The organism is Streptomyces sp. ISL-66 (genome assembly GCF_018614135.1).
GTDB lineage: Bacteria > Actinomycetota > Actinomycetes > Streptomycetales > Streptomycetaceae > Streptomyces.
On the sequence record NZ_JAGGOW010000158.1, the window covers coordinates 14,742 to 33,196 of the forward strand.

Consider the following 18,455-nt stretch of genomic DNA (forward strand, 5'->3'; position numbering starts at 1 on the left):
CTAGGCCTTCGGCACGATCGGGTAGCTCCCCGACGCCGTCGGCGCGTGCTCCGGGAGCCACAGCACCGCCACCGCACCCGCGGCCGCGCCCTCGCGGGCGGGGCCGCCCGGGGCCGCCACGTTGCGGAAGGTCAGCCGGGCGCCCAGCACCCGCGCCTGTCCCTCCGCGATGGTCAGCCCCAGCCCGTGGCCCACCCCGGCGCGGTCCGTCGAGCCGGTCCGGAACCGGCTCGGCCCCTCGCGCAGCAGCGCTTCCGGGAAGCCCGGCCCGTGGTCCCGTACCCGTACGACCCGGCCCTCGACGTCGACCTGCACCGGCGCCTGCCCGTACCGCGCGGCGTTCGCCAGCAGGTTCCCGAGGATCCGCTCCAGTCGGCGCGGATCGGTGCTGACGATCTCGTCCGCGACGACCCGTACGCTCGCCTCCGGCATCAGGGAATTCACCCGGCGGCTCACGAACTCGCCCAGCGCCACGTCCTGGAGCTCCGCCCGCTCGGACGCGCTGTCCAGCCGGGCCACCTCCAGCACGTCCTCGACCAGCGCCCGCAGCGCCTGCGCCCGGTCCCGTACGAGCTCGGTCGGCCGACCCGGAGGCAGTAGTTCCGCCGCCGTGAGCAGGCCCGTCACCGGGGTGCGCAGCTCGTGCGCGATGTCGGCGGTCACCCGTCGCTCGGCCTCCAGTCGCGTCTGGAGCGTGTCCGCCATCGCGTCGACGGCCCGCGCGAGGTCATCGGTCTCGTCGCGCACGACGCCCCCGACCGCGTCCCGGACCCGTACCTCCGGATCCCCGTGCGCCACCCGCTGCGCGGCCGCCGCGGCCTTGCGCAGCCGCCGCGAGATCTGCCCGCCGATGAGCACGCCGAGCGCCGAACCGCCGATCACCACGGCGAGGGAACCGACGACCAGGGCCCGGTCCAGGTCGCGCAACATGTTGGCGCTCTCCCGGAACGGGGTGTGCAGCGACAGCACCTGCCCGTTGCCGAGCGGTACCGCAGCCCACACCTCGGGAAGACCGCGCGGGTTCTCCTGGATGTAGGTGCCGCGCCGCCCGGACCGGGCCTTCTCGCGCAGGTCCGCGGGCAGGTCGGGATCGTTGAGCTTGGCGCTCATGGGGGGCTTGCGGCCGGCCTCGGCGTTGCGGGAGATGAACTGCACCCGGTCCAGCTGCACCTCGCGGGCGCTCTCCAGCATCGACACTCGGGCAGCGCTGTGCACCACCAGGCTCAGTGCGAGAGCGGTGAGCGCGCCCACGGACGCGATGGCGAGCGTGATCTTCCAGCGGATCCCCGTCCGGAGAGTGAACCGCTTCATTCCCGCTTCATCCCCGTGCTCACGTACTCATCCCCCGACTCTTCGCATGTTCATTTCCTCGGGCCGTCGGCCTCGTGCCTCAGGCCTTCAGCTTGTATCCGAAGCCCCGGACCGTTTCGATCCGGTCCTGCCCGATCTTGGTGCGCAGCCGCTGCACGTGGACGTCCACCACCCGGGTGTCGCCGCCCCAGTCGTAGTCCCAGACCCGCTCCAGCAGCCGGTCGCGCGAGAGCACCGTGCCGGGGGAGGTGGAGAACTCCAGCAGGAGCCGCATCTCGGTGGGCGTCAGCGCCACCGACGCGCCGGCCTTGCGCACCTCCATGCCCTCCGTGTCGACCTCCAGGTCGCCGAAGGCCAGGACCCCGCGCTCGGCGTCGTCGCCCTCGTCGGCCGCGCCGCCCCGCGGGCCGCCGGCGTGCCCGAAGCGGCGCAGGACCGCGCGGATGCGGGCGACGAGGACGGAGCCGTCGAAGGGCTTGGTGACGTAGTCGTCGGCGCCCGCCTCCAGGCCCAGGACCACGTCGATGGAGTCGGCGCGCGCCGAGAGCATGATCACGGGGACGGTGGACTCGTCACGGATGCGGCGGCACAGGCTCACGCCGTCCATGCCGGGCACCATCACGTCGAGCAGGGCGATGTCGGGGCGGTCGGCCCGGAAGGACTCCAGTCCGGACAGTCCGTCGGGCATGGCGGTGACCACGAAACCGTCGCGCTCCAGCGCCAGCGTCGTGGCCTCACGGATGACGTCGTCGTCCTCTACGAACAGGACATGGGTCTCTGCCATTCGGGAGCCTCGCCTCGCTTCGGTACTCGGTACTTGCTCAGTGCTCAGGGGCCGGTGATCAGGGGCCGGTGCTCCGGGTCCGGTCCACGGTCCCCGGTCCTCGGTCCTCAGCCCTTCGGGCTGGCGGACGGCGCGGGGGCCACCCCGCCGTCGACCACGTTGCTGTAGTCGGTGTGCACCCGGTCCTGCTCGGTGAACCTCTCACCGTTCCAGCGGTACGTGATCAGGTCCTCGCCCGACGGGTAGGCGAGGGCGTCGCTCTTGCCGTAGACGGGTTTGGTGACGACCAGGTCGCCCCGGTCGATCTCGGCGTAGACGGGCGGCTGCTCGTCCGAGAACACATTCTCGTACCTTCCGTCCTCCGCGCGGTACACGTACGAGCCGCGGCCCAGGGCGTCGGCGCAGGACAGCACGTTGACCACGATGTCGACCGCCGGGCCGCCGGTGACCTTCCCGTAGCTGACGTCGATCGGGTACTCCTTGCCCGTGCAGGGCTTGAGGTCCCGCTTGACCTCGGGGCTGACCTTGGGGTCCGCCTTGAGCAGCTCGACCGGGTCGACCTTCTTGCCCGGCGTGCCGGAGGCCCGGGGGCTGAAGGGGGCGGCCGTCCCGTCGGGTTCGGCGGAAGCGGGAGCGGAGGACGGGGCGCCGGTCTTGGCCACCGACTCGGTGCGGGCCGGGCCGCCGTCCCGCAGGCCGGTGCCTCCCGTGGAGCAGCCGGCCGCGAACAGCACCGTGCCGGCGAGGACGGCAGTCCCCGCCGACATGAGTACCACCGAGCTCTTGCCAGCCAGGCGTCCCGCGCCCGGTGCCGGGCCGCTCGGTGTCCGACCGTTCAGCTGTGGGCCGTTCAGGCCGCGCACCGCTCACGCCCCTCGTACCGGATGGTGTGGTCGCCGCGGTGGTCACCGCGCTCCAGCGCGCGCATGTCCAGGTCCCGGCTCTCCAGCTCCTGCCGGAGTCGGGCCAGTGCGCGGTGCAGGGTGCTCTTCACGGTTCCCGCCGACATGCCGAGCGCCGAGGCCGTCTCCTCGGTGCTCATCTGCTCCCAGTGTCGCAGCACGACCACGCTGCGCTGCTTGGGCGCGAGCACCTTGAGGATGTCCATCAGCAGGGCGCGGTCGGCGCGCTGGTCGGTGCCGTCCTCGACGGAGGCGTCGGGGAGCTGCTCGGTGGGGACCTCTTCGAGCTTGCGGGCGCGCCACCATTCGGTACGGGTGTTGATCATGACGCGGCGCAGGTAGGCGTCGGCGAGGGACTTGTCGGCGATGCCGTCCCAGCGGCCGTAGGTGCGGACGAGGGCGGTCTGCAGGAGGTCCTGCGCGTCGGTCGGGTCCGGAACCAGGCGACGGGCACTGCGCAGCAGCGCGTCCTGCCGGGTGCGTACGTACTCTTCGAATTCGAGTACCTCGCCGTGCGCCATCTCAGACCGCCTCCGCTGCCGCTGCCGTTCAGCCGTTCACCCGCTGCCTTACGGATGCGACGTTACGGAGGCGTTGTCACGGGCCTGTGCGGGTCAGCCTTCGGTGGGCGCACGGACACCCATAGATTGTGTAACGACGGTCGTGAGCTGCGGGTTTCCCGGCGACAAGCGGAATCCTCCCGTCAGCTTCGAGGGGGCGTGGGGACCCCCGCGGGAAGCCGGTACATCTGCCCGGCCAGCGGCTCCACGAGTCCGTCCGAGACCAGCCCGTCCAGCGCGCGGGCCCGCTGCACGGGCTCGTCCCAGACCGTGTCCAGGACGGACCGCGGTACCGCGCCGACCGCCTCGCGCAGCACCGCGAGGAGCTTGCCGCGCACCTGCCGGTCCGTCCCCGCGTACGTCTGCCCGCGCCTCGGCGGCCCCTCGTGCGCGGGCTTCCCGGCGAGCCGCCAGGCGCACAGTCCGGACACCGGGCAGCGCCCGCAGTCCGGGCTCTTGGCCGTGCAGACCAGGGCCCCGAGCTCCATCGAGGCCGCGGCCCAGCGGGCCGCGGTGTCCTCGTCCTCGGGCAGCAGGGCCCGCGCCAGACGCCGCTCGGCGGCCGTCGTGGCGTTCGGCGGGTACTCGACCCCGGTCGCGGTGCGCGCGAAGACCCGGCGCACGTTGGTGTCCAGGACGGCGTGCCGTTGCCCGTACGCGAAGGAGGCCACGGCCGCGGCCGTGTACTCGCCGATCCCGGGCAGCGCCAGCAGCTGCGCGTGGTCGCGCGGTACGTCACCCCCGTGCCGCTCCGTTATCGCGGCGGCGGCGCCGTGCAGGCGCAGGGCCCGGCGCGGGTAACCGAGCCGCCCCCAGGCCCGTACGGCCTCGCCGGGGGCCTCGGCGGCCAGGTCGGCGGGGCGGGGCCAGCGGGCGAGCCACTGCTCGTACACGGGCAGGACCCGGTTGACGGGGGTCTGCTGGAGCATGAACTCGCTGACCATCACCCCCCAGGGGCCCGCCTCGGGGCGCCGCCAGGGCAAGTCGCGGGCGTGCGCCTCGAACCAGGCGATGACGGGGGAGTGCAGCGCGGCCGGGGCCGCCGGGGCCGCCGGGGCCGCGGCGGGCGGCGCGGCCGGCGTGGGCTCCGGGGGTGTCGGGGGGTATGTGGGGGATGCAGTCATGGCAGACGGCATCCTGGCACGTTTCACCCCTGCCGTGCCGGGTCCGGGCCGGTGATCAGGACAGCGGCGCGGATGCCGCTCGCCCGCATGGCGGCGACGACCCTGACCGTCGGCCCGGTGAGCGCGAGGACGGTGAGGGCGGCGAGGCTCGCGCCCAGCAGCAGGCCCAAGGCCACGTCGTGCGGGTAGTGGACGCCGACGAACACGCGGGAGAAGGCCATCAGCAGCGCGAGGGAAACGGCCGGCAGCGCGAGCCGGGGTACGGCCAGGGCCAGTGCGACGGCGGCGGCGCCCGCGATCGTGGCGTGGTTGCTGGGGAAGGACCAGTCGCCGGTGGCCGGGCAGGTGATCAGCGAGGCGGCCGCCCCGGCCACGGCCCGGCACGGGCGCTCCTCGTCCACGCTGGACTTCACCAGCTCGGAGACGGCGTACGCGACGGCGGTGGCCAGGGGTGCGAGCACCGCGAGGGCGACGGCGCGAGGGTCGGGGCAGGACCGGGAGCGCCACCACACGGCCATGAAGAGGACGCCGAAGGCGAACAGTCCGTACTCCGTCCAGAACTCGGACGCCGATCGCACCCAGGCGGGGGTGGAGCGGGCGAAATCGGTGATGTCGAGATAGAGGCCAGAGCTGTCCATGGTCACTGACCGTACCCAAAGCGGAATGACACGCCCGCCAGATATCCGGCCGATTCAGGACGGTCCCCGAGGCCCCCGGCCCACCCCGCGGGATGATCATCGGCAAAACAAGCCGCGTGCGCGGCATGTGGGGCACGGATCGCGCCGCGAACTCTCGTAAAGTTCCCTCCGTGGGATCTCTGCGCAATCCGGTCGGGCCGCTCCCCTCCTCCATCTACTGGCGACGGAGGGCCGTGCTGGCGTCCGTTGCCGCGCTCCTCGCGCTCCTCGCCGTATGGACCGTCAGTTCCGGCGGGGGGAAGCCGGGTGCGGACGGCAAGGGCCAGGGCGGCTCGGACCCCGTCACCCAGATCACCCCCGGACCGTCCGGCTCCGGTCCGGCGATCAGTCAGGCCCCGGGCGGCCGCGGCGAGTCGGGCACCGGCGGCGGTACGGGCACGGGCACCGGCGCCGATGCCGGCGCCGGGTCCGCCGGCGCGGGCCCGGGCAAGAACGGCGAACCGGGCTCCACGCCGGGCTCGGCGGACGGCGGCGCGGGCACCTCCGGGCAGAACCAGGTCGTCCCGGCGGACTCGCCGGTGCCCACCTGTGCGGCCGGCGCGCTGCAGTGGGAGGTCAAGAGCGTGAAGAACGAGTACGAGGCGAACGAGAAGCCGCGCCTCGAACTCATCGCGCGCAACGTCTCCGGCACCACCTGCAAGGTCGATCTCGGCCCGAAGCAGGCCGTGCTGACCATCACTCAGGCGAGCAACGCCAAGCCGGTCTGGTCCTCGGCGGACTGCCCGACGGGCGCGGCCAACGTGTTCTTCCGGGTCCCCTCGCAGGGCGAGACGAAGCAATCGCTCGAATGGGACCGTCACTTCAGCGCCTCGACCCAGTGCCAGTCGCCTCCGGCGGACGTGGCGGCCCCCGACACCTACGTGGTCGAGGTCAAATCCCCGGGCATGCCGGTGGCCAGGACCTCGTTCGTCCTGAAGCAGAACTGAGGCGGGGGAGTCCGTACGGCGTACGGACGGGACCCGGGCCGCACGCGGCCCGGGTCCCGTCCCCAGGTCGTCTCACACGTAGCGTTCCAGGATCGAGGACTCCGCCAGGCGGGACAGGCCCTCGCGGACGCTGCGCGCGCGGGCCTCGCCCACGCCGTCCACCGTCTGCAGGTCGTCGACACTGGCGGCGAGCAGCTTCTGCAGACCGCCGAAGTGCTCCACCAGCCGCTCGATGATCGCCCCGGGCAGCCGGGGAACCTTCGCCAGCAGCCGGTAACCCCGCGGGGACACCGCCGAGTCCAGCGTTTCCGGCGACCCCGTGTACCCCAGGGCCTTCGCCACGATCGCCAGCTCCAGCAGCTCCGGATGCGTCAGCGCGTCCAGAGCCGGCAGCGCCTCCTCCACCGTGCGGGAACGCTTCGGCGTCGGCTCCGGCACGTAGTCCCGGATGACGAGCTCCCGCTCCTGCTCGATCCCGACCGTCAGCTCGTCCAGCTGGAGCGACAGCAGTCGCCCGTCCGTGCCCAGTTCGATGACGTACTCCGCGATCTCCGTCGCGATCCGGCGGACCATTTCCAGCCGCTGCGCGACCGCAGTGACGTCGCGGACCGTCACCAGGTCCTCGATCTCCAGCGCGGACAGCGTTCCCGCCACCTCGTCCAGGCGCAGCTTGTACCGCTCCAGCGTGGCCAGCGCCTGGTTCGCCCGCGACAGGATCGCCCCGGACTCCTCCAGCACGCGCCGCTCGCCGTCCACGTACAGCGCGATCAGCCGCATCGACTGGGACACCGACACCACCGGGAACCCGCACTGCTTCGAGACCCGGTCCGCGGTCCGGTGCCGCGTGCCCGTCTCCTCCGTGTGGATGGAGGCGTCCGGGACCAGCTGGACGCCCGCGCGCAGGATCTTGGTGATGTCCTTGTCCAGGATCAGCGCGCCGTCGAGCTTGCACAGCTCGCGCAGCCGGGTCGCGGTGAACTCCACGTCCAGGACGAAGCCGCCCGTGCACATCGCCTCGACGGACTTGTCCATGCCGAGGACGATCAGCCCGCCGGTGTTGCCGCGGACGATCCGTTCCAGGCCGTCGCGCAAGGGCTGACCGGGTGCGACCGCGCTCAGCGAGGCACGCATCATGGCCTCCTGCTTGGAGCTCGCGCCCGACTTTCCGGATGCTGCTGCCCCGTCCTTGGCTGCCACTGCACTCCTCCGGTCGCGGTTGTACCGCCTGCGTACGGCCGGGCGGACCATCGCGAAGTCTACCGGCGCGGCCCCGGCGCCCGCCGTGCCTTGGCCCGCATCACTCCACGAGGACCCCGTACGGCCCCTGTGACCTGCTGTTCGGCTGTTCGGCGTCCCGCTCCTTGGCCGCGGTGCGCGAGCGCCCGCGCGGCAGCACCCGCAGCGCGTCACCCATGTCGGCGACCTCCGTCACCTTCATCCCGGCCGGCACCTTCCCCGGGTCCGTCGGCACCAGCGCGTGCGTGAAGCCCAGCCGGTACGCCTCCGCCAGCCGCCGCTGCACGCCCGTCACGCGCCGGACCTCGCCCGCGAGGCCGACCTCGCCGATCGCGACCAGGTTCTTCGGGAGCGGCACGTCACTGGCGGCCGAGGCCAGCGCGAGCGCGACCGCCAGGTCCGCGGCCGGCTCGGTGAGCTTCACGCCGCCCACGGTGGCGGTGTAGATGTCCCGCTTCCCGAGCGCCGTGATCCGCCCGCGCTGCTCCAGTACGGCCAGCATCATCGAGACGCGCGAGGTCTCCAGTCCGGACGTGGTCCGGCGCGGCGAGGGGATCTGCGAGTCCACCGTCAGCGCCTGCACCTCGGCGACCAGCGGGCGCTTGCCCTCCAGCGTCACCGTCAGGCAGGTACCGGGCACGGCCTCGGCGCGGCGGGTCAGGAACAGCCCGCTCGGATCGGCGAGGCCGTTGATCCCCTCGTCGGTGAGCTCGAAGCAGCCGACCTCGTCCGTGGTCCCGTACCGGTTCTTCACGCCGCGCACGAGGCGCAGGCGCGCGTGCCGGTCGCCCTCGAAGCTCAGGACGACATCGACCAGGTGCTCCAGCAGCCGCGGTCCGGCGATCGACCCGTCCTTGGTGACGTGGCCGACGAGCAGGGTGGACATCCCGCGCTCCTTGGAGGCCCGGATCAGCGCCCCGGCCACCTCCCGGACCTGCGCCATGCCGCCGGGCGCGCCGTCGATCTCGGGGGAGGCGACGGTCTGTACGGAGTCCAGGATCAGCAGCGAGGGCTTCACCGCGTCGAGGTGCCCGAGCACGGCGGACAGGTCGGTCTCGGCCGCCAGGTAGAGGTGGTCGCTGATCGCGTTGATCCGGTCGGCCCGCAGCCGCACCTGGCTCGCCGACTCCTCGCCCGTGACGTACAGCGTGCGGTGCTCGTCGCTGGCCGCCTTCGCCGCGACGTCGAGCAGCAGCGTCGACTTGCCGACGCCCGGCTCGCCCGCGAGCAGCACGACCGCCCCGGGGACGAGGCCGCCGCCCAGCACCCGGTCCAGCTCGTCCACGCCGGTGCTGCGCGCGGTCGCCGTCCGGACGTCGACCTGCCCGATCGGCACGGCGGCCGTGGTGACCCGGCCGGCCGCGGTGGTCCGCACGGCGGGCGCGCCGCCGAGCTCCTCGACGGTGCCCCAGGCCTGGCACTCGGGGCACCGGCCGAGCCACTTGGCGGTGGAGTACCCGCATTCGGTACAGCGGTAGGACGGCCGGTCCTTGGCGGATGAACGAGATGTACGGGCAGCCATGCGGCCCACCGTAGCCGCCGCCACCGACAGCGCCCGTCCGGCGGGGGGCGGGACGGACGGGGGCGGGGGCGGGGAGGGGAGGGGAGGGGAGGGGATGAGGGCGGCGGATGGTGGACGGCGTCAGGGTCCGCGTCAGCGCAACCCCGTTCTGTTCACCCGTAAGGGCTAAAACCGGGTAAGGCTTCCGGACCGTCACCGGCGTGCCGCCTACGGTCGCCGAGTGACCAGCAACAACCAGGGAGACCCCGCTTCGCGCACCGGCGCACACCGGGCGCACGGGCGCACGCCCACCGAAGGGACCGGAGCGGAGCAGCAGCAGCCGCGGTTCCGCCACGAGCCCTACCTGGACGGCCTGTTCACGTACTGCCTCTCCGTCCTGTGCGACCACGACACCGCCACCGACGTGCTCGGCGACGTCCTCGCCGTCGCCGAGCGGCATCCGGGCCGCTGCCCCGACGAGGGGGACCGGCGGGCCTGGCTGTACGCCCTCGCCCGCTGGGCCTGCCTGCGCCGGCTGGCCGAGCGACGGCGTACGCGGCACGGGCGCGGCCAGGGCTACGGCTACGGCCATGGCCATGCCCATGGCCGCGGCCACGGGGGAGCGCATTCCGCCCGGCGCGCACCGGAGCGCGCGAGCCGCGACCGAGTGCCCGATCCCGATCCGGTGCACGCGGGCGGGACCGCGGGCGCCGACCTGAACGCCGCGCTGAACGCCGCCGCCGCGGGCGCGGCCCCCGCCGGCGGCCTCGACGTATCGGCCTACCGCCGCACCGAGCTCGCCCGCCTCGCCTGGCCGGAGGCAGCCGGCACCACGCCCGAACAGCGCGAGGCCCTCGAACTCGCCGTCCGCCACCGCCTCGGCGTCCCCGAACTCGCCGCCGTCCTCGGCACGCTCCCGGCCGCCGCCCGCGAGCTGCTCTCCGGCGCCGCCTGCGAGGTCGAGCGCACCCGCGCCGCCCTCGCGGTCGTGGAGACCGGCGGCTGCCCGACCGTCTCCCGGCTCACCGGCGTCGACGGCGAAGACGGCGGGGACGGGAACCTGCTGCTGTCCTCCTCCCTGCGCGCCGAGCTCGTCCGTCACGTCGACGACTGCCCGCGCTGCCGCCGCGTCGCCGAACGCGTCGGCGCCGGCGGGCCCTGGCCCGGCACGGGCGGCATCAACGCCGCCCTCCCGCTGGTACCGGCCCCGCGCACCGCCGTCCGCGCCGCGATGCTCCGCTCCGGTAGCGGCCGCCGCGGCCCCGGGTCCGGCCCGCGCTTCAACCGCACCGGCTTCCCCATGGACCCCAGGGACCGGGCGGCCCGTCGCGACCGGCTGCGCGCCCGCGCCGTGACCACCACCGTCGTCGCCACCGTCGTCGCGGCCCCGGTGCTGGCCCTGTGGGCGGCGTACCGGGGCGCCCCCAGCACCGGGGAATCCGTCGGCGGAGCCACCCGCATCTCCGCGAGCGAGGCGGAGCTCCCGCCGGCGCGCACCGACGACCGCCCGCTGGCGGCCTACGAGAACGCGGGCAACACCGCCCCCGTCACCGACGGCCCCGACTTCGCCACCGGCACCGCCGCCCCCGACGTCTCCGTCGAGGTCATCAGCAGCGGCGCACCGCCCTCCGCCGGCCCCGGCGCTCCCGGCCGGCTGACCGTGGCCGCCTCCTCGCACGGCTCGACCACCCTGCTGACCCTCACCGCCTCGGGCGGAGCGCCGGTCGACTGGCGGCTGTGGTCCGACGGCCCGTGGCTGCGGGCCAGCCAGACCGCGGGACGGCTCGCGCCAGGAGAATCGGTCACCCTACGGATCAACGTGGATCCCGAAACCCAGCCCGTCGGGGCCTGGACCGCCCGGGTCGGGGTCGACCCGGGCGGCGCGGTGATCTCCATCCAGGGCCGTGGCCGCCTCGCGGCCACGCCCACGCCGACACCGACCGACCCGCCCCCGCCTTCTCCGCCGGCGTCACCGACCCCCACGCCGACCCCGACACCCACCCCGACACCGACCCCCACGCCCACGCCGACCCCCACCCCGGCCGAGTCGCCGACGCAGAGCCCGGACCCGTCGAGCGGAGCCGGCTCGCCGACCACGCCCTAGTGCCGCGTCAGGCAACGTTCGCCCCGTCGCGGCGTCCGGCACGCACTCTCGCCGCACCGGCCGAAAGCCCAAGTACGTCCAGTACGAGGGCTTCCGGCCGGCACGCCGAGAGCACGCACCGGACGCCGCTCCTTGAGGGGCAAACGTTGCCTGACGCGGCACTAGCCACCGCACCCAGGGCCAAGGGGGCCAAGGGCCCCTACTCCGCCGGGTCGGCAGGGTGGGGGGCCATCGGCAGCAGCGAGGACAGCCGCGCCTCGCACAGCCGCACGAGCGCCTCGTACCCCTCCTTGCCCATCAGCTCGGTCAGCTCGGCGCGGTACGACACGTAGACCGGGTCGCCGGCCCCGTGCGCCGACGTGGCCGACGTGCACCACCAGTGCAGGTCGTGGCCGCCCGGGCCCCAGCCGCGCCGGTCGTACTCGCCGATCGACACCTGCAGCACGCGCGTGTCGTCGGGCCGGTCGATCCAGTCGTAGGTCCGCCGGATCGGCAGCTGCCAGCACACGTCCGGCTTCGTCTCCAGCGGCTCCTTGCCCTCGCGCACGGCGAGGATGTGCAGCGAGCAGCCGGCGCCGGCCGCGAAGCCGGGACGGTTCAGGAAGATGCAGGCGCCGTCCCAGCGACGGGTCTGCTTCTCCCCGTCGTCGTCGTGCTGCGTCCACCCGCTCTCGCTGCCGACGTCGTGGAACTGCCACAGCTCCGGCGTCAGCCGCGCCACGTGGCCGGCCACCCGCTTCTCGTCGTCCTCGTCGGAGAAGTGGGCACCCAGCGTGCAACAGCCGTCGTCCGCCCGGCCGGCCTGAATGCCCTGGCAGCCGCTGCCGAAGATGCAGGTCCAGCGGGAGGTCAGCCAGGTCAGGTCGCAGCGGAAGACCTGCTCCTTGTCGGCGGGATCGGGGAACTCGACCCAGGCCCGCGGGAAGTCGAGCCCCTTCTCGTCACCGGCGCGCGCGGCCTTGGAGAGCTTCCGGGCCTTCGGGGGCTTCGGGGCCTTCGGCTGCTTCTGGGGCTTCCCCTTCTCCGCCGGGCCGTCCGCCGGGCCGACCGCGGGGCCGTCCGCCGGGCTGACCGCGGGGCTGTCCGCAGGGCCGTCCGACCGGGACGTGGACTTGTTGGCCTTCTTCGTATTTGGCACAAACCCCAGCCTAAGCGCCCCTTACTCCACCCCCGCCCCTTCGGCCCAGTAGCGTTTCCCCCCATGAGACTCGGTGTCCTTGATGTGGGTTCGAACACGATCCATCTGCTGGTGGTGGACGCGCACCCCGGCGCCCGTCCCCTCCCGGCGCACTCGCACAAGGTGGAGCTGCGGCTGGCGGAGCTGCTCGACGACGACGGCGCGGTGACGCCGGAGGGCATCGAGCGGCTGGTCTCCGTCATCGCCGCGGCGGCCCAGGCCGCCGAGGACAAGGGCTGCGAGGACGTGCTCCCCTTCGCGACCAGCGCGGTACGGGAGGCCAAGAACGCGGACGAGGTCCTCTGGCGGGTCAAGGCGGAGACGGGCATCGACCTCCCCGTCCTGAGCGGCGAGGACGAGGCCCGCCTGACCTTCCTGGCGGCGCGGCGCTGGTTCGGCTGGTCGGCGGGGAAGCTGCTGGTCCTGGACATCGGCGGCGGCTCGCTGGAGATCGCCTACGGCATCGACGAGGACCCCGACGCGGCGGTCTCCCTCCCGCTGGGCGCGGGCCGCCTGACGGCGGGCTGGCTGCCGGGTGACCCGCCGGACCAGGCGGACATCCGGGCCCTACGGCGCCACGTGCGGGCGCAGATCGCCCGGACGGTCGGCGAGTTCAGCCGGTTCGGGGCCCCGGACCGGGTGGTGGCCACGTCCAAGACCTTCAAACAGCTGGCCCGGATCGCGGGTGCGGCCCGCTCCGCCGAGGGCCTGTACATCCAGCGGGACCTGACGCGGAAGTCCCTGGAGGAGTGGGTCCCGCGGCTGGCGGCGATGACCACGGCCGAGCGGGCCGCGCTCCCCGGCGTCTCCGAAGGCCGTTCGAACCAGCTCCTCGCGGGGGCCCTGGTCGCGGAGGGCGCGATGGACCTGCTCGGCGTCGAGTCCCTGGAGATCTGCCCGTGGGCCCTGCGCGAAGGCGTCATCCTCCGCCGCCTGGACCACCTCCCGACGTAGCCCCGGCGACGCCCGGGACCGTGTCCGCCCCGTAATCTGTCCCCGTGGCCAAACCAGTCCGGATCCCGACCGCGAAAGTCGCCCTCTCCACCGCCTCCGTCTATCCGGAGTCGACGGCGACCGCTTTCGAGATCGCCGCGCGCCTCGGCTACGACGGCGTCGAGGTCATGGTCTGGACGGACCCGGTGAGCCAGGACATCGACGCCCTGCGCCGGCTCTCCGACCACCACCGGGTCCCGATCCTCGCCGTCCACGCCCCCTGCCTCCTCATCACGCAGCGCGTCTGGTCCACCGACCCGTGGACCAAGCTCCAGCGCGCCCAGGCGGCGGCGACCCGGCTCGGCGCGAGCACGGTCGTCGTCCACCCGCCCTTCCGCTGGCAGCGCCAGTACTCCCGGGACTTCGTCACCGGCATCTGGCGGATGGCGCAGGAGACCGACGTCCGCTTCGCCGTCGAGAACATGTACCCCTGGCGCTACCGCGACCGCGAAATGCTCGCGTACGCGCCCGAGTGGGACGTCACCAAGGACGACTACCGCCACTTCACGGTCGACCTCTCGCACACCGCGACCGCCCGTACCGACGCGACCGCGATGATCGACCGGATGGGCGACCGCCTCGCGCACGTCCACCTCGCCGACGGAAACGGTTCCGCCAAGGACGAGCACCTCGTCCCCGGCCGCGGCAGCCAGCCCTGCGCCGAGCTGCTGGAACGCCTCGCCGCGACCTCCTTCGACGGTCACATCGTCATCGAGGTCAACACCCGACGCGCGATGTCCTCCGCGGAGCGCGAGGCTGACCTCGCCGAGGCCCTGGCCTTCACCCGCCTCCACCTCGCCGCCACGCCCGCGAACGCCGCCACCACCCGGCCGGCGCCCCCCGCCGCCCCCGCGGCCCGCCCGTGACCGCCCCCGCCGAGCGCCCCCGCCGCGGCCCCGGCCGCCCCCGCCAGGACGAGGCCGACGACGGCCCCGGCACCCAGGAGCGGATCCGGCTCGCAGCCCGTTCCGAGTTCGCGGCGCGCGGCTACGACAAGACCTCCGTGCGCGGGATCGCCAAGGCCGCCGGCGTGGATCCGGCCCTGGTCCACCACTACTTCGGCAGCAAGGACGACCTCTTCGCCGCCGCGATCGAGCTCACCATGGAGCCCGCCCTCATCGTCCCGCAGATCATCGGCTCCGGCCCGGACGGCATCGGCGAGCGCCTCGCCCGCTACTTCCTGGGCATCTGGGAGAACCCGGCCAGCCGCGCCCCGCTCCTCGCCGTCATCCGCTCCGCCCTCACCCACGAGGCCGCGGCGGCCGTACTGCGCCGGCTGATCCTGCGCCGCGTCCTCGAGCGGGTCGCCGCCGACCTGAACGTCCCCGACCCCACCTTCCGCGCGGAGCTCGCCGCCTCGCACATGATCGGCATCGCGATCCTGCGGTACGTGGTCCAGGTCGATCCCCTCGCGTCCGCCGACCCCGAGAAGATCATCGCCCTGGTGGCCCCGACCCTCCAGCGCTACCTGACCGAGGAGTGACCGGGAGCGACCCGGAGGGACCGGGTGCGAGCCGGAGTGACCGGCGGCGACCGGGTGCGACCAGCGACGACCGCGGCCGTGCCCGAGGGCTGAGCGGCCCGTCCCGACATCCGGACGGTCCGTCCGCATCCCGGGCAAGAGGCGTAGCCTCGTAACCGAGCCATATCCACAGTCGCGGCGGGCCTTGCGGTGCCGCCGCACTCATGGGGAGTGAACCCGATGCCCGAGCTGAGGTCCCGCACCGTCACCCACGGCCGCAACATGGCAGGCGCACGTGCGCTGATGCGCGCCTCGGGCGTAGCGAGCGCGGACATCGGGAAGCCGATCATCGCTGTCGCCAACTCCTTCACGGAGTTCGTGCCCGGCCACACCCACCTGGCCCCGGTCGGCCGCATCGTCTCCGATGCCATCCTGGCCGCCGGCGCCGTCCCCCGCGAGTTCAACACCATCGCGGTCGACGACGGCATCGCCATGGGCCACGCCGGCATGCTGTACTCCCTGCCCTCCCGCGACCTGATCGCGGACAGCGTCGAGTACATGGTCGAGGCCCACTGCGCCGACGCCCTCATCTGCATCTCCAACTGCGACAAGATCACCCCCGGCATGCTGATGGCCGCCCTGCGCCTCAACATCCCGGTCGTCTTCGTCTCCGGCGGCCCGATGGAGGCCGGCCAGGCCACCCTCGTCGACGGCACCGTCCGCAAGCTCGACCTGATCGACGCCATGGTCGACGCCTCGAACGAGAACGTCTCCGACGAGGACGTCCTGCGCATCGAGGAGAACGCCTGTCCCACCTGCGGCTCGTGTTCGGGCATGTTCACCGCCAACTCGATGAACTGCCTCGCCGAGGCCATCGGCCTGGCCCTCCCCGGCAACGGCTCGGTCCTCGCGACGCACACCGCCCGCCGCGCCCTGTACGAGGACGCCGGCCGCACGATCGTCGAGATCACCAAGCGCCACTACGAGCAGGACGACTACTCGGTCCTGCCCCGCTCCATCGCGTCCCGCCAGGCCTTCGAGAACGCCATGGCCCTCGACATCGCCATGGGCGGCTCCACGAACACGATCCTCCACCTCCTCGCCGCCGCGCAGGAGGCCGGACTCGACTACGACCTCACGGACATCGACGAGATCTCCCGCCGGGTCCCGTGCCTGTCCAAGGTCGCGCCGAACGTGGCGCCCGGCGGCACGTACTACATGGAGGACGTCCACCGGGCCGGCGGCATGCCCGCCATCCTCGGCGAGCTGCACCGCGGCGGACTCCTGAACAAGGACGTCACCTCGGTCCACTCCGCGAACCTGGAGACCTGGCTGGCGGACTGGGACCCCCGCTCCGGCACGGCCACCGACGTGGCCATGGAGCTGTGGCACGCCGCCCCCGGCTGCAAGCGCTCCGCCACCGCCTTCTCCCAGTCCGAGCGCTGGGACACCCTCGACCTCGACGCCGAGGGCGGCTGCATCCGCTCCGTGCAGCACGCGTACTCCAAGGACGGCGGCCTCGCCGTCCTGCGCGGCAACATCGCCGTCGACGGCTGCGTCGTCAAGACCGCCGGCGTCGACGAGTCGATCTGGACCTTCGAAGGCCCGGCCGTCGTCTGCGAATCGCAGGACGAGGCCGTCGACAAGATCCTCCGCAAGGAGATCAAGGCGGGCGACGTCGTCGTCATCCGCTACGAGGGCCCGCGCGGCGGTCCCGGCATGCAGGAGATGCTCTACCCGACCTCCTTCCTCAAGGGCCGCGGCCTGGGCAAGGTCTGCGCCCTCGTCACGGACGGCCGCTTCTCCGGCGGCACGTCCGGCCTCTCCATCGGCCACGCCTCCCCGGAGGCGGCCTCGGGCGGCACGATCGCCCTGGTCGAGGACGGCGACCGGATCCGGATCGACATCCCGAGCCGCTCGATCGACCTCCTGGTCTCCGACGAGGAACTCGCGGCCCGCCGCGAGGCCCTGGGCGGCGTCTACGCCCCGAAGAACCGCGAGCGCAAGGTCTCGGCGGCCCTGCGCGCCTACGCCGCGATGGCGACGAGCGCCGACAAGGGCGCGGTCCGCGACGTCTCCCTGCTGGAGCGCTGACACCAGGGGCGCTGACACCACGGGCGTCGAGCACGGGCGCTGGCCACGGGCGTTGACCACGGCGCTCTGACCACGGCCTCGCTCCGCACCCGAGCCCGGCCGCCGCCCGGCCCCGGACCGGCCCCACCCGACCCCGTCGGGCGGGGCCGGACCCGTTTCACCACCCGGCGGGATCCCCCGCCGTCACCGCGAAGACCGTCCCGTCCGGCGCGGAGGCGTACACCCGCCCGCCCCCGACGGCGGGAGCGGGCAGTGTAGCCGCGAAGGTGTCCTTCCCGGCCCCGATCCGCGGCTTCGTCTGTCCCAGCAGCCGCCCGGCGCCCGCGTCGACGGCGAGCAGCCGCCCGTCCGACGCGCTCAGGTAGACCCGTCCGTCGGCGAACACGGGCCGGGAGGCCAGGGCCACCCCGGTCTCCAGCCGCCACACCTCTCGCGTGGCGTCCACCGCCACGAGCGCGCCGGTGGCCCCGAAGACGTACACCGTCCCGTCCGGCCCCACCGTCGCCTGCGTCTCGTACAGCGGAGAGCCGAGCTGGACCCGCCGCACGGCGCGGGTGGCGAGGTCCACCCGGACGACCGCCCCGGTCCTGCCCCGCGCGTCGGTGTCCAGCAGGTACAGCCCGCCGCCCGCCGCCCCCACCGGATGCAGGAGCCCCGGTGACCGCAGCTGCCAGCGCGGCGATCCGCTCGCCGGGTCCACCGCCGCGAGCTGCGTGGCCCGGCCGTCCTTGTCGGGCGTGGCCACGTACGGCGCGGAGGGTCCGCCCGCCTCCTGCGTGCCGCTCCACCACACCGAACCGACCCCGCCGATCCGCTTCGACCAGCGCTGGGCGCCCGTCGCCGGATCCAGCGCGACGACCGTCCCGTCCGCCGCCGCGATCAGTACGTGCCCGCCGGCGGGCAGCGCGTGCCCGCCGCCCGGCAGGGTCCGCTGCCAGCGCTCCGTGCCCGTCGCCGGATCCAGCGCCCGCAGCAGTTCGCTGCCCGGTGCCACCGCGAGGACCACCCCGTCCCCGTGCAGCGGCGCGCTGTCGGACGCGGGCCGGGAGTCGGGCGCGGTCGCCGGTACGGACCACAGCGTCGACCCGTCGGCGGGGTCGAGCCGTACGGCGGACGCCTCGGGCCCCGAGCAGTACAGGGCCGGGGCCTGCCAGGAGCACGCCGCACCGCGTTCGCCCAGCCGCACCGACCACGGCGGGGGCTGCTGCCCCGCCGGCGCCCGCGGGGCGGCGAGCCGCCGGGAAGGCGCGTCCCCGGAACGGGACGGCCCGTCGGACGACGCCCACAGGTAGCCGCCCACGGACCCGCCCGCCAGCAGCAGCCCGAGCCCCGCCGCGAGGACCAGCCGGGCCCGCCGCCGCCCGCGCCCCGCCGAAGCGGCCGCCACCGGCGCCGGCCCTCGTTCCCGTGGCCCGCGCGCAGGAGCGGCGATCCGGTCCCGCCGGTGCGTGGCCTGCTCCTCGGGCACCGGCCGCCGCGGCCGCGGGATGAAGGCCTGGGTGTCCTCGTCCGTCGGGTACGCCACCGCCCGCAGCTCGGCGATCAGCGCGTCCGCGCTGGGCCGCTCGGCCGGGTCCTTGGCC

At 74.0% G+C, this 18,455-nt stretch carries 16 protein-coding genes; 6 read left to right on the plus strand and 10 right to left on the minus strand.

Going from position 1 to position 18,455, the window contains the following annotated elements; all coding sequences use genetic code 11:
* The 6 genes from cseC to J7E97_RS28515 form a co-directional block, all read right to left on the minus strand.
* Positions 1–1,311, minus strand: coding sequence for a two-component system sensor histidine kinase CseC (gene cseC, locus J7E97_RS28490; RefSeq protein ID WP_215033167.1), 1,311 nt, complete (start codon positions 1,309–1,311; stop codon positions 1–3).
* Between the two features lie 79 nt (positions 1,312–1,390).
* Positions 1,391–2,095 carry a two-component system response regulator CseB gene (cseB, locus tag J7E97_RS28495; protein ID WP_215033170.1) on the minus strand — a complete coding sequence of 235 codons (705 nt, stop codon included), beginning with the start codon at positions 2,093–2,095 and terminating at the stop codon, positions 1,391–1,393.
* Positions 2,096–2,202: 107 nt separating this feature from the next.
* Positions 2,203–2,862: a hypothetical protein gene (locus J7E97_RS28500; RefSeq protein ID WP_215033173.1), complete on the minus strand. Its 660-nt coding sequence runs from the start codon at positions 2,860–2,862 to the stop codon at positions 2,203–2,205.
* A gap of 83 nt (positions 2,863–2,945) precedes the next feature.
* The gene (locus tag J7E97_RS28505) at positions 2,946–3,518 is read right to left on the minus strand and encodes a SigE family RNA polymerase sigma factor (RefSeq protein WP_215033176.1); all 573 of its coding nucleotides are present in this window, start codon (positions 3,516–3,518) and stop codon (positions 2,946–2,948) included.
* Between the two features lie 182 nt (positions 3,519–3,700).
* Positions 3,701–4,681, minus strand: a complete 981-nt coding sequence (locus J7E97_RS28510; protein WP_251055300.1) for an A/G-specific adenine glycosylase — start codon at positions 4,679–4,681, stop codon at positions 3,701–3,703.
* 23 nt (positions 4,682–4,704) lie between these two features.
* Positions 4,705–5,319, minus strand: a complete 615-nt coding sequence (locus J7E97_RS28515; protein WP_215033179.1) for a phosphatase PAP2 family protein — start codon at positions 5,317–5,319, stop codon at positions 4,705–4,707.
* Positions 5,320–5,489: 170 nt separating this feature from the next.
* Between J7E97_RS28515 and J7E97_RS28520 the strand changes: the two genes are divergently transcribed.
* Entirely contained in the window at positions 5,490–6,305 is an 816-nt protein-coding gene (locus J7E97_RS28520) for a hypothetical protein (RefSeq protein ID WP_215033182.1), read from the plus strand.
* A 72-nt stretch (positions 6,306–6,377) separates the two neighbouring features.
* On the opposite strand, the gene disA is transcribed toward J7E97_RS28520, so the two are convergent.
* The gene (disA, locus tag J7E97_RS28525) at positions 6,378–7,502 is read right to left on the minus strand and encodes a DNA integrity scanning diadenylate cyclase DisA (protein WP_215033185.1); all 1,125 of its coding nucleotides are present in this window, start codon (positions 7,500–7,502) and stop codon (positions 6,378–6,380) included.
* Positions 7,503–7,602: 100 nt separating this feature from the next.
* Positions 7,603–9,063 carry a DNA repair protein RadA gene (gene radA, locus J7E97_RS28530; protein ID WP_215033188.1) on the minus strand — a complete coding sequence of 487 codons (1,461 nt, stop codon included), beginning with the start codon at positions 9,061–9,063 and terminating at the stop codon, positions 7,603–7,605.
* A gap of 220 nt (positions 9,064–9,283) precedes the next feature.
* On the opposite strand from radA, the gene J7E97_RS36290 reads away from it, so the two are divergent.
* Complete coding sequence (locus tag J7E97_RS36290; protein ID WP_308346827.1) at positions 9,284–11,146, plus strand: hypothetical protein; 1,863 nt, start codon at positions 9,284–9,286, stop codon at positions 11,144–11,146.
* A 199-nt stretch (positions 11,147–11,345) separates the two neighbouring features.
* Here the strand turns inward: J7E97_RS36290 and J7E97_RS28540 are convergent, their stop codons facing one another.
* On the minus strand, positions 11,346–12,284 hold the full coding sequence (locus J7E97_RS28540; RefSeq protein WP_308346828.1) for a hypothetical protein: 939 nt from the start codon (positions 12,282–12,284) through the stop codon (positions 11,346–11,348).
* 63 nt (positions 12,285–12,347) lie between these two features.
* Between J7E97_RS28540 and J7E97_RS28545 the strand changes: the two genes are divergently transcribed.
* From J7E97_RS28545 to ilvD, 4 genes are all read left to right on the plus strand, one after another.
* Positions 12,348–13,277 (plus strand): Ppx/GppA phosphatase family protein, encoded by a 930-nt coding sequence (locus J7E97_RS28545; RefSeq protein WP_215033191.1) that lies wholly within the window; start codon positions 12,348–12,350, stop codon positions 13,275–13,277.
* A 44-nt stretch (positions 13,278–13,321) separates the two neighbouring features.
* Positions 13,322–14,182 (plus strand): sugar phosphate isomerase/epimerase, encoded by an 861-nt coding sequence (locus J7E97_RS28550; RefSeq protein WP_215033194.1) that lies wholly within the window; start codon positions 13,322–13,324, stop codon positions 14,180–14,182.
* Positions 14,179–14,799 (plus strand): TetR family transcriptional regulator, encoded by a 621-nt coding sequence (locus J7E97_RS28555; protein ID WP_215033197.1) that lies wholly within the window; start codon positions 14,179–14,181, stop codon positions 14,797–14,799. The genes J7E97_RS28550 and J7E97_RS28555 overlap by 4 nt, the downstream gene beginning before the upstream one ends.
* A 219-nt stretch (positions 14,800–15,018) precedes the next feature.
* The gene (gene ilvD / locus J7E97_RS28560; RefSeq protein ID WP_215033200.1) at positions 15,019–16,872 is read left to right on the plus strand and encodes a dihydroxy-acid dehydratase; all 1,854 of its coding nucleotides are present in this window, start codon (positions 15,019–15,021) and stop codon (positions 16,870–16,872) included.
* 157 nt (positions 16,873–17,029) lie between these two features.
* Here ilvD and J7E97_RS28565 read toward each other — a convergent pair.
* On the minus strand, positions 17,030–18,455 hold a 1,426-nt coding region (locus J7E97_RS28565; RefSeq protein ID WP_215033204.1), incomplete at its 5' end, for a PQQ-binding-like beta-propeller repeat protein.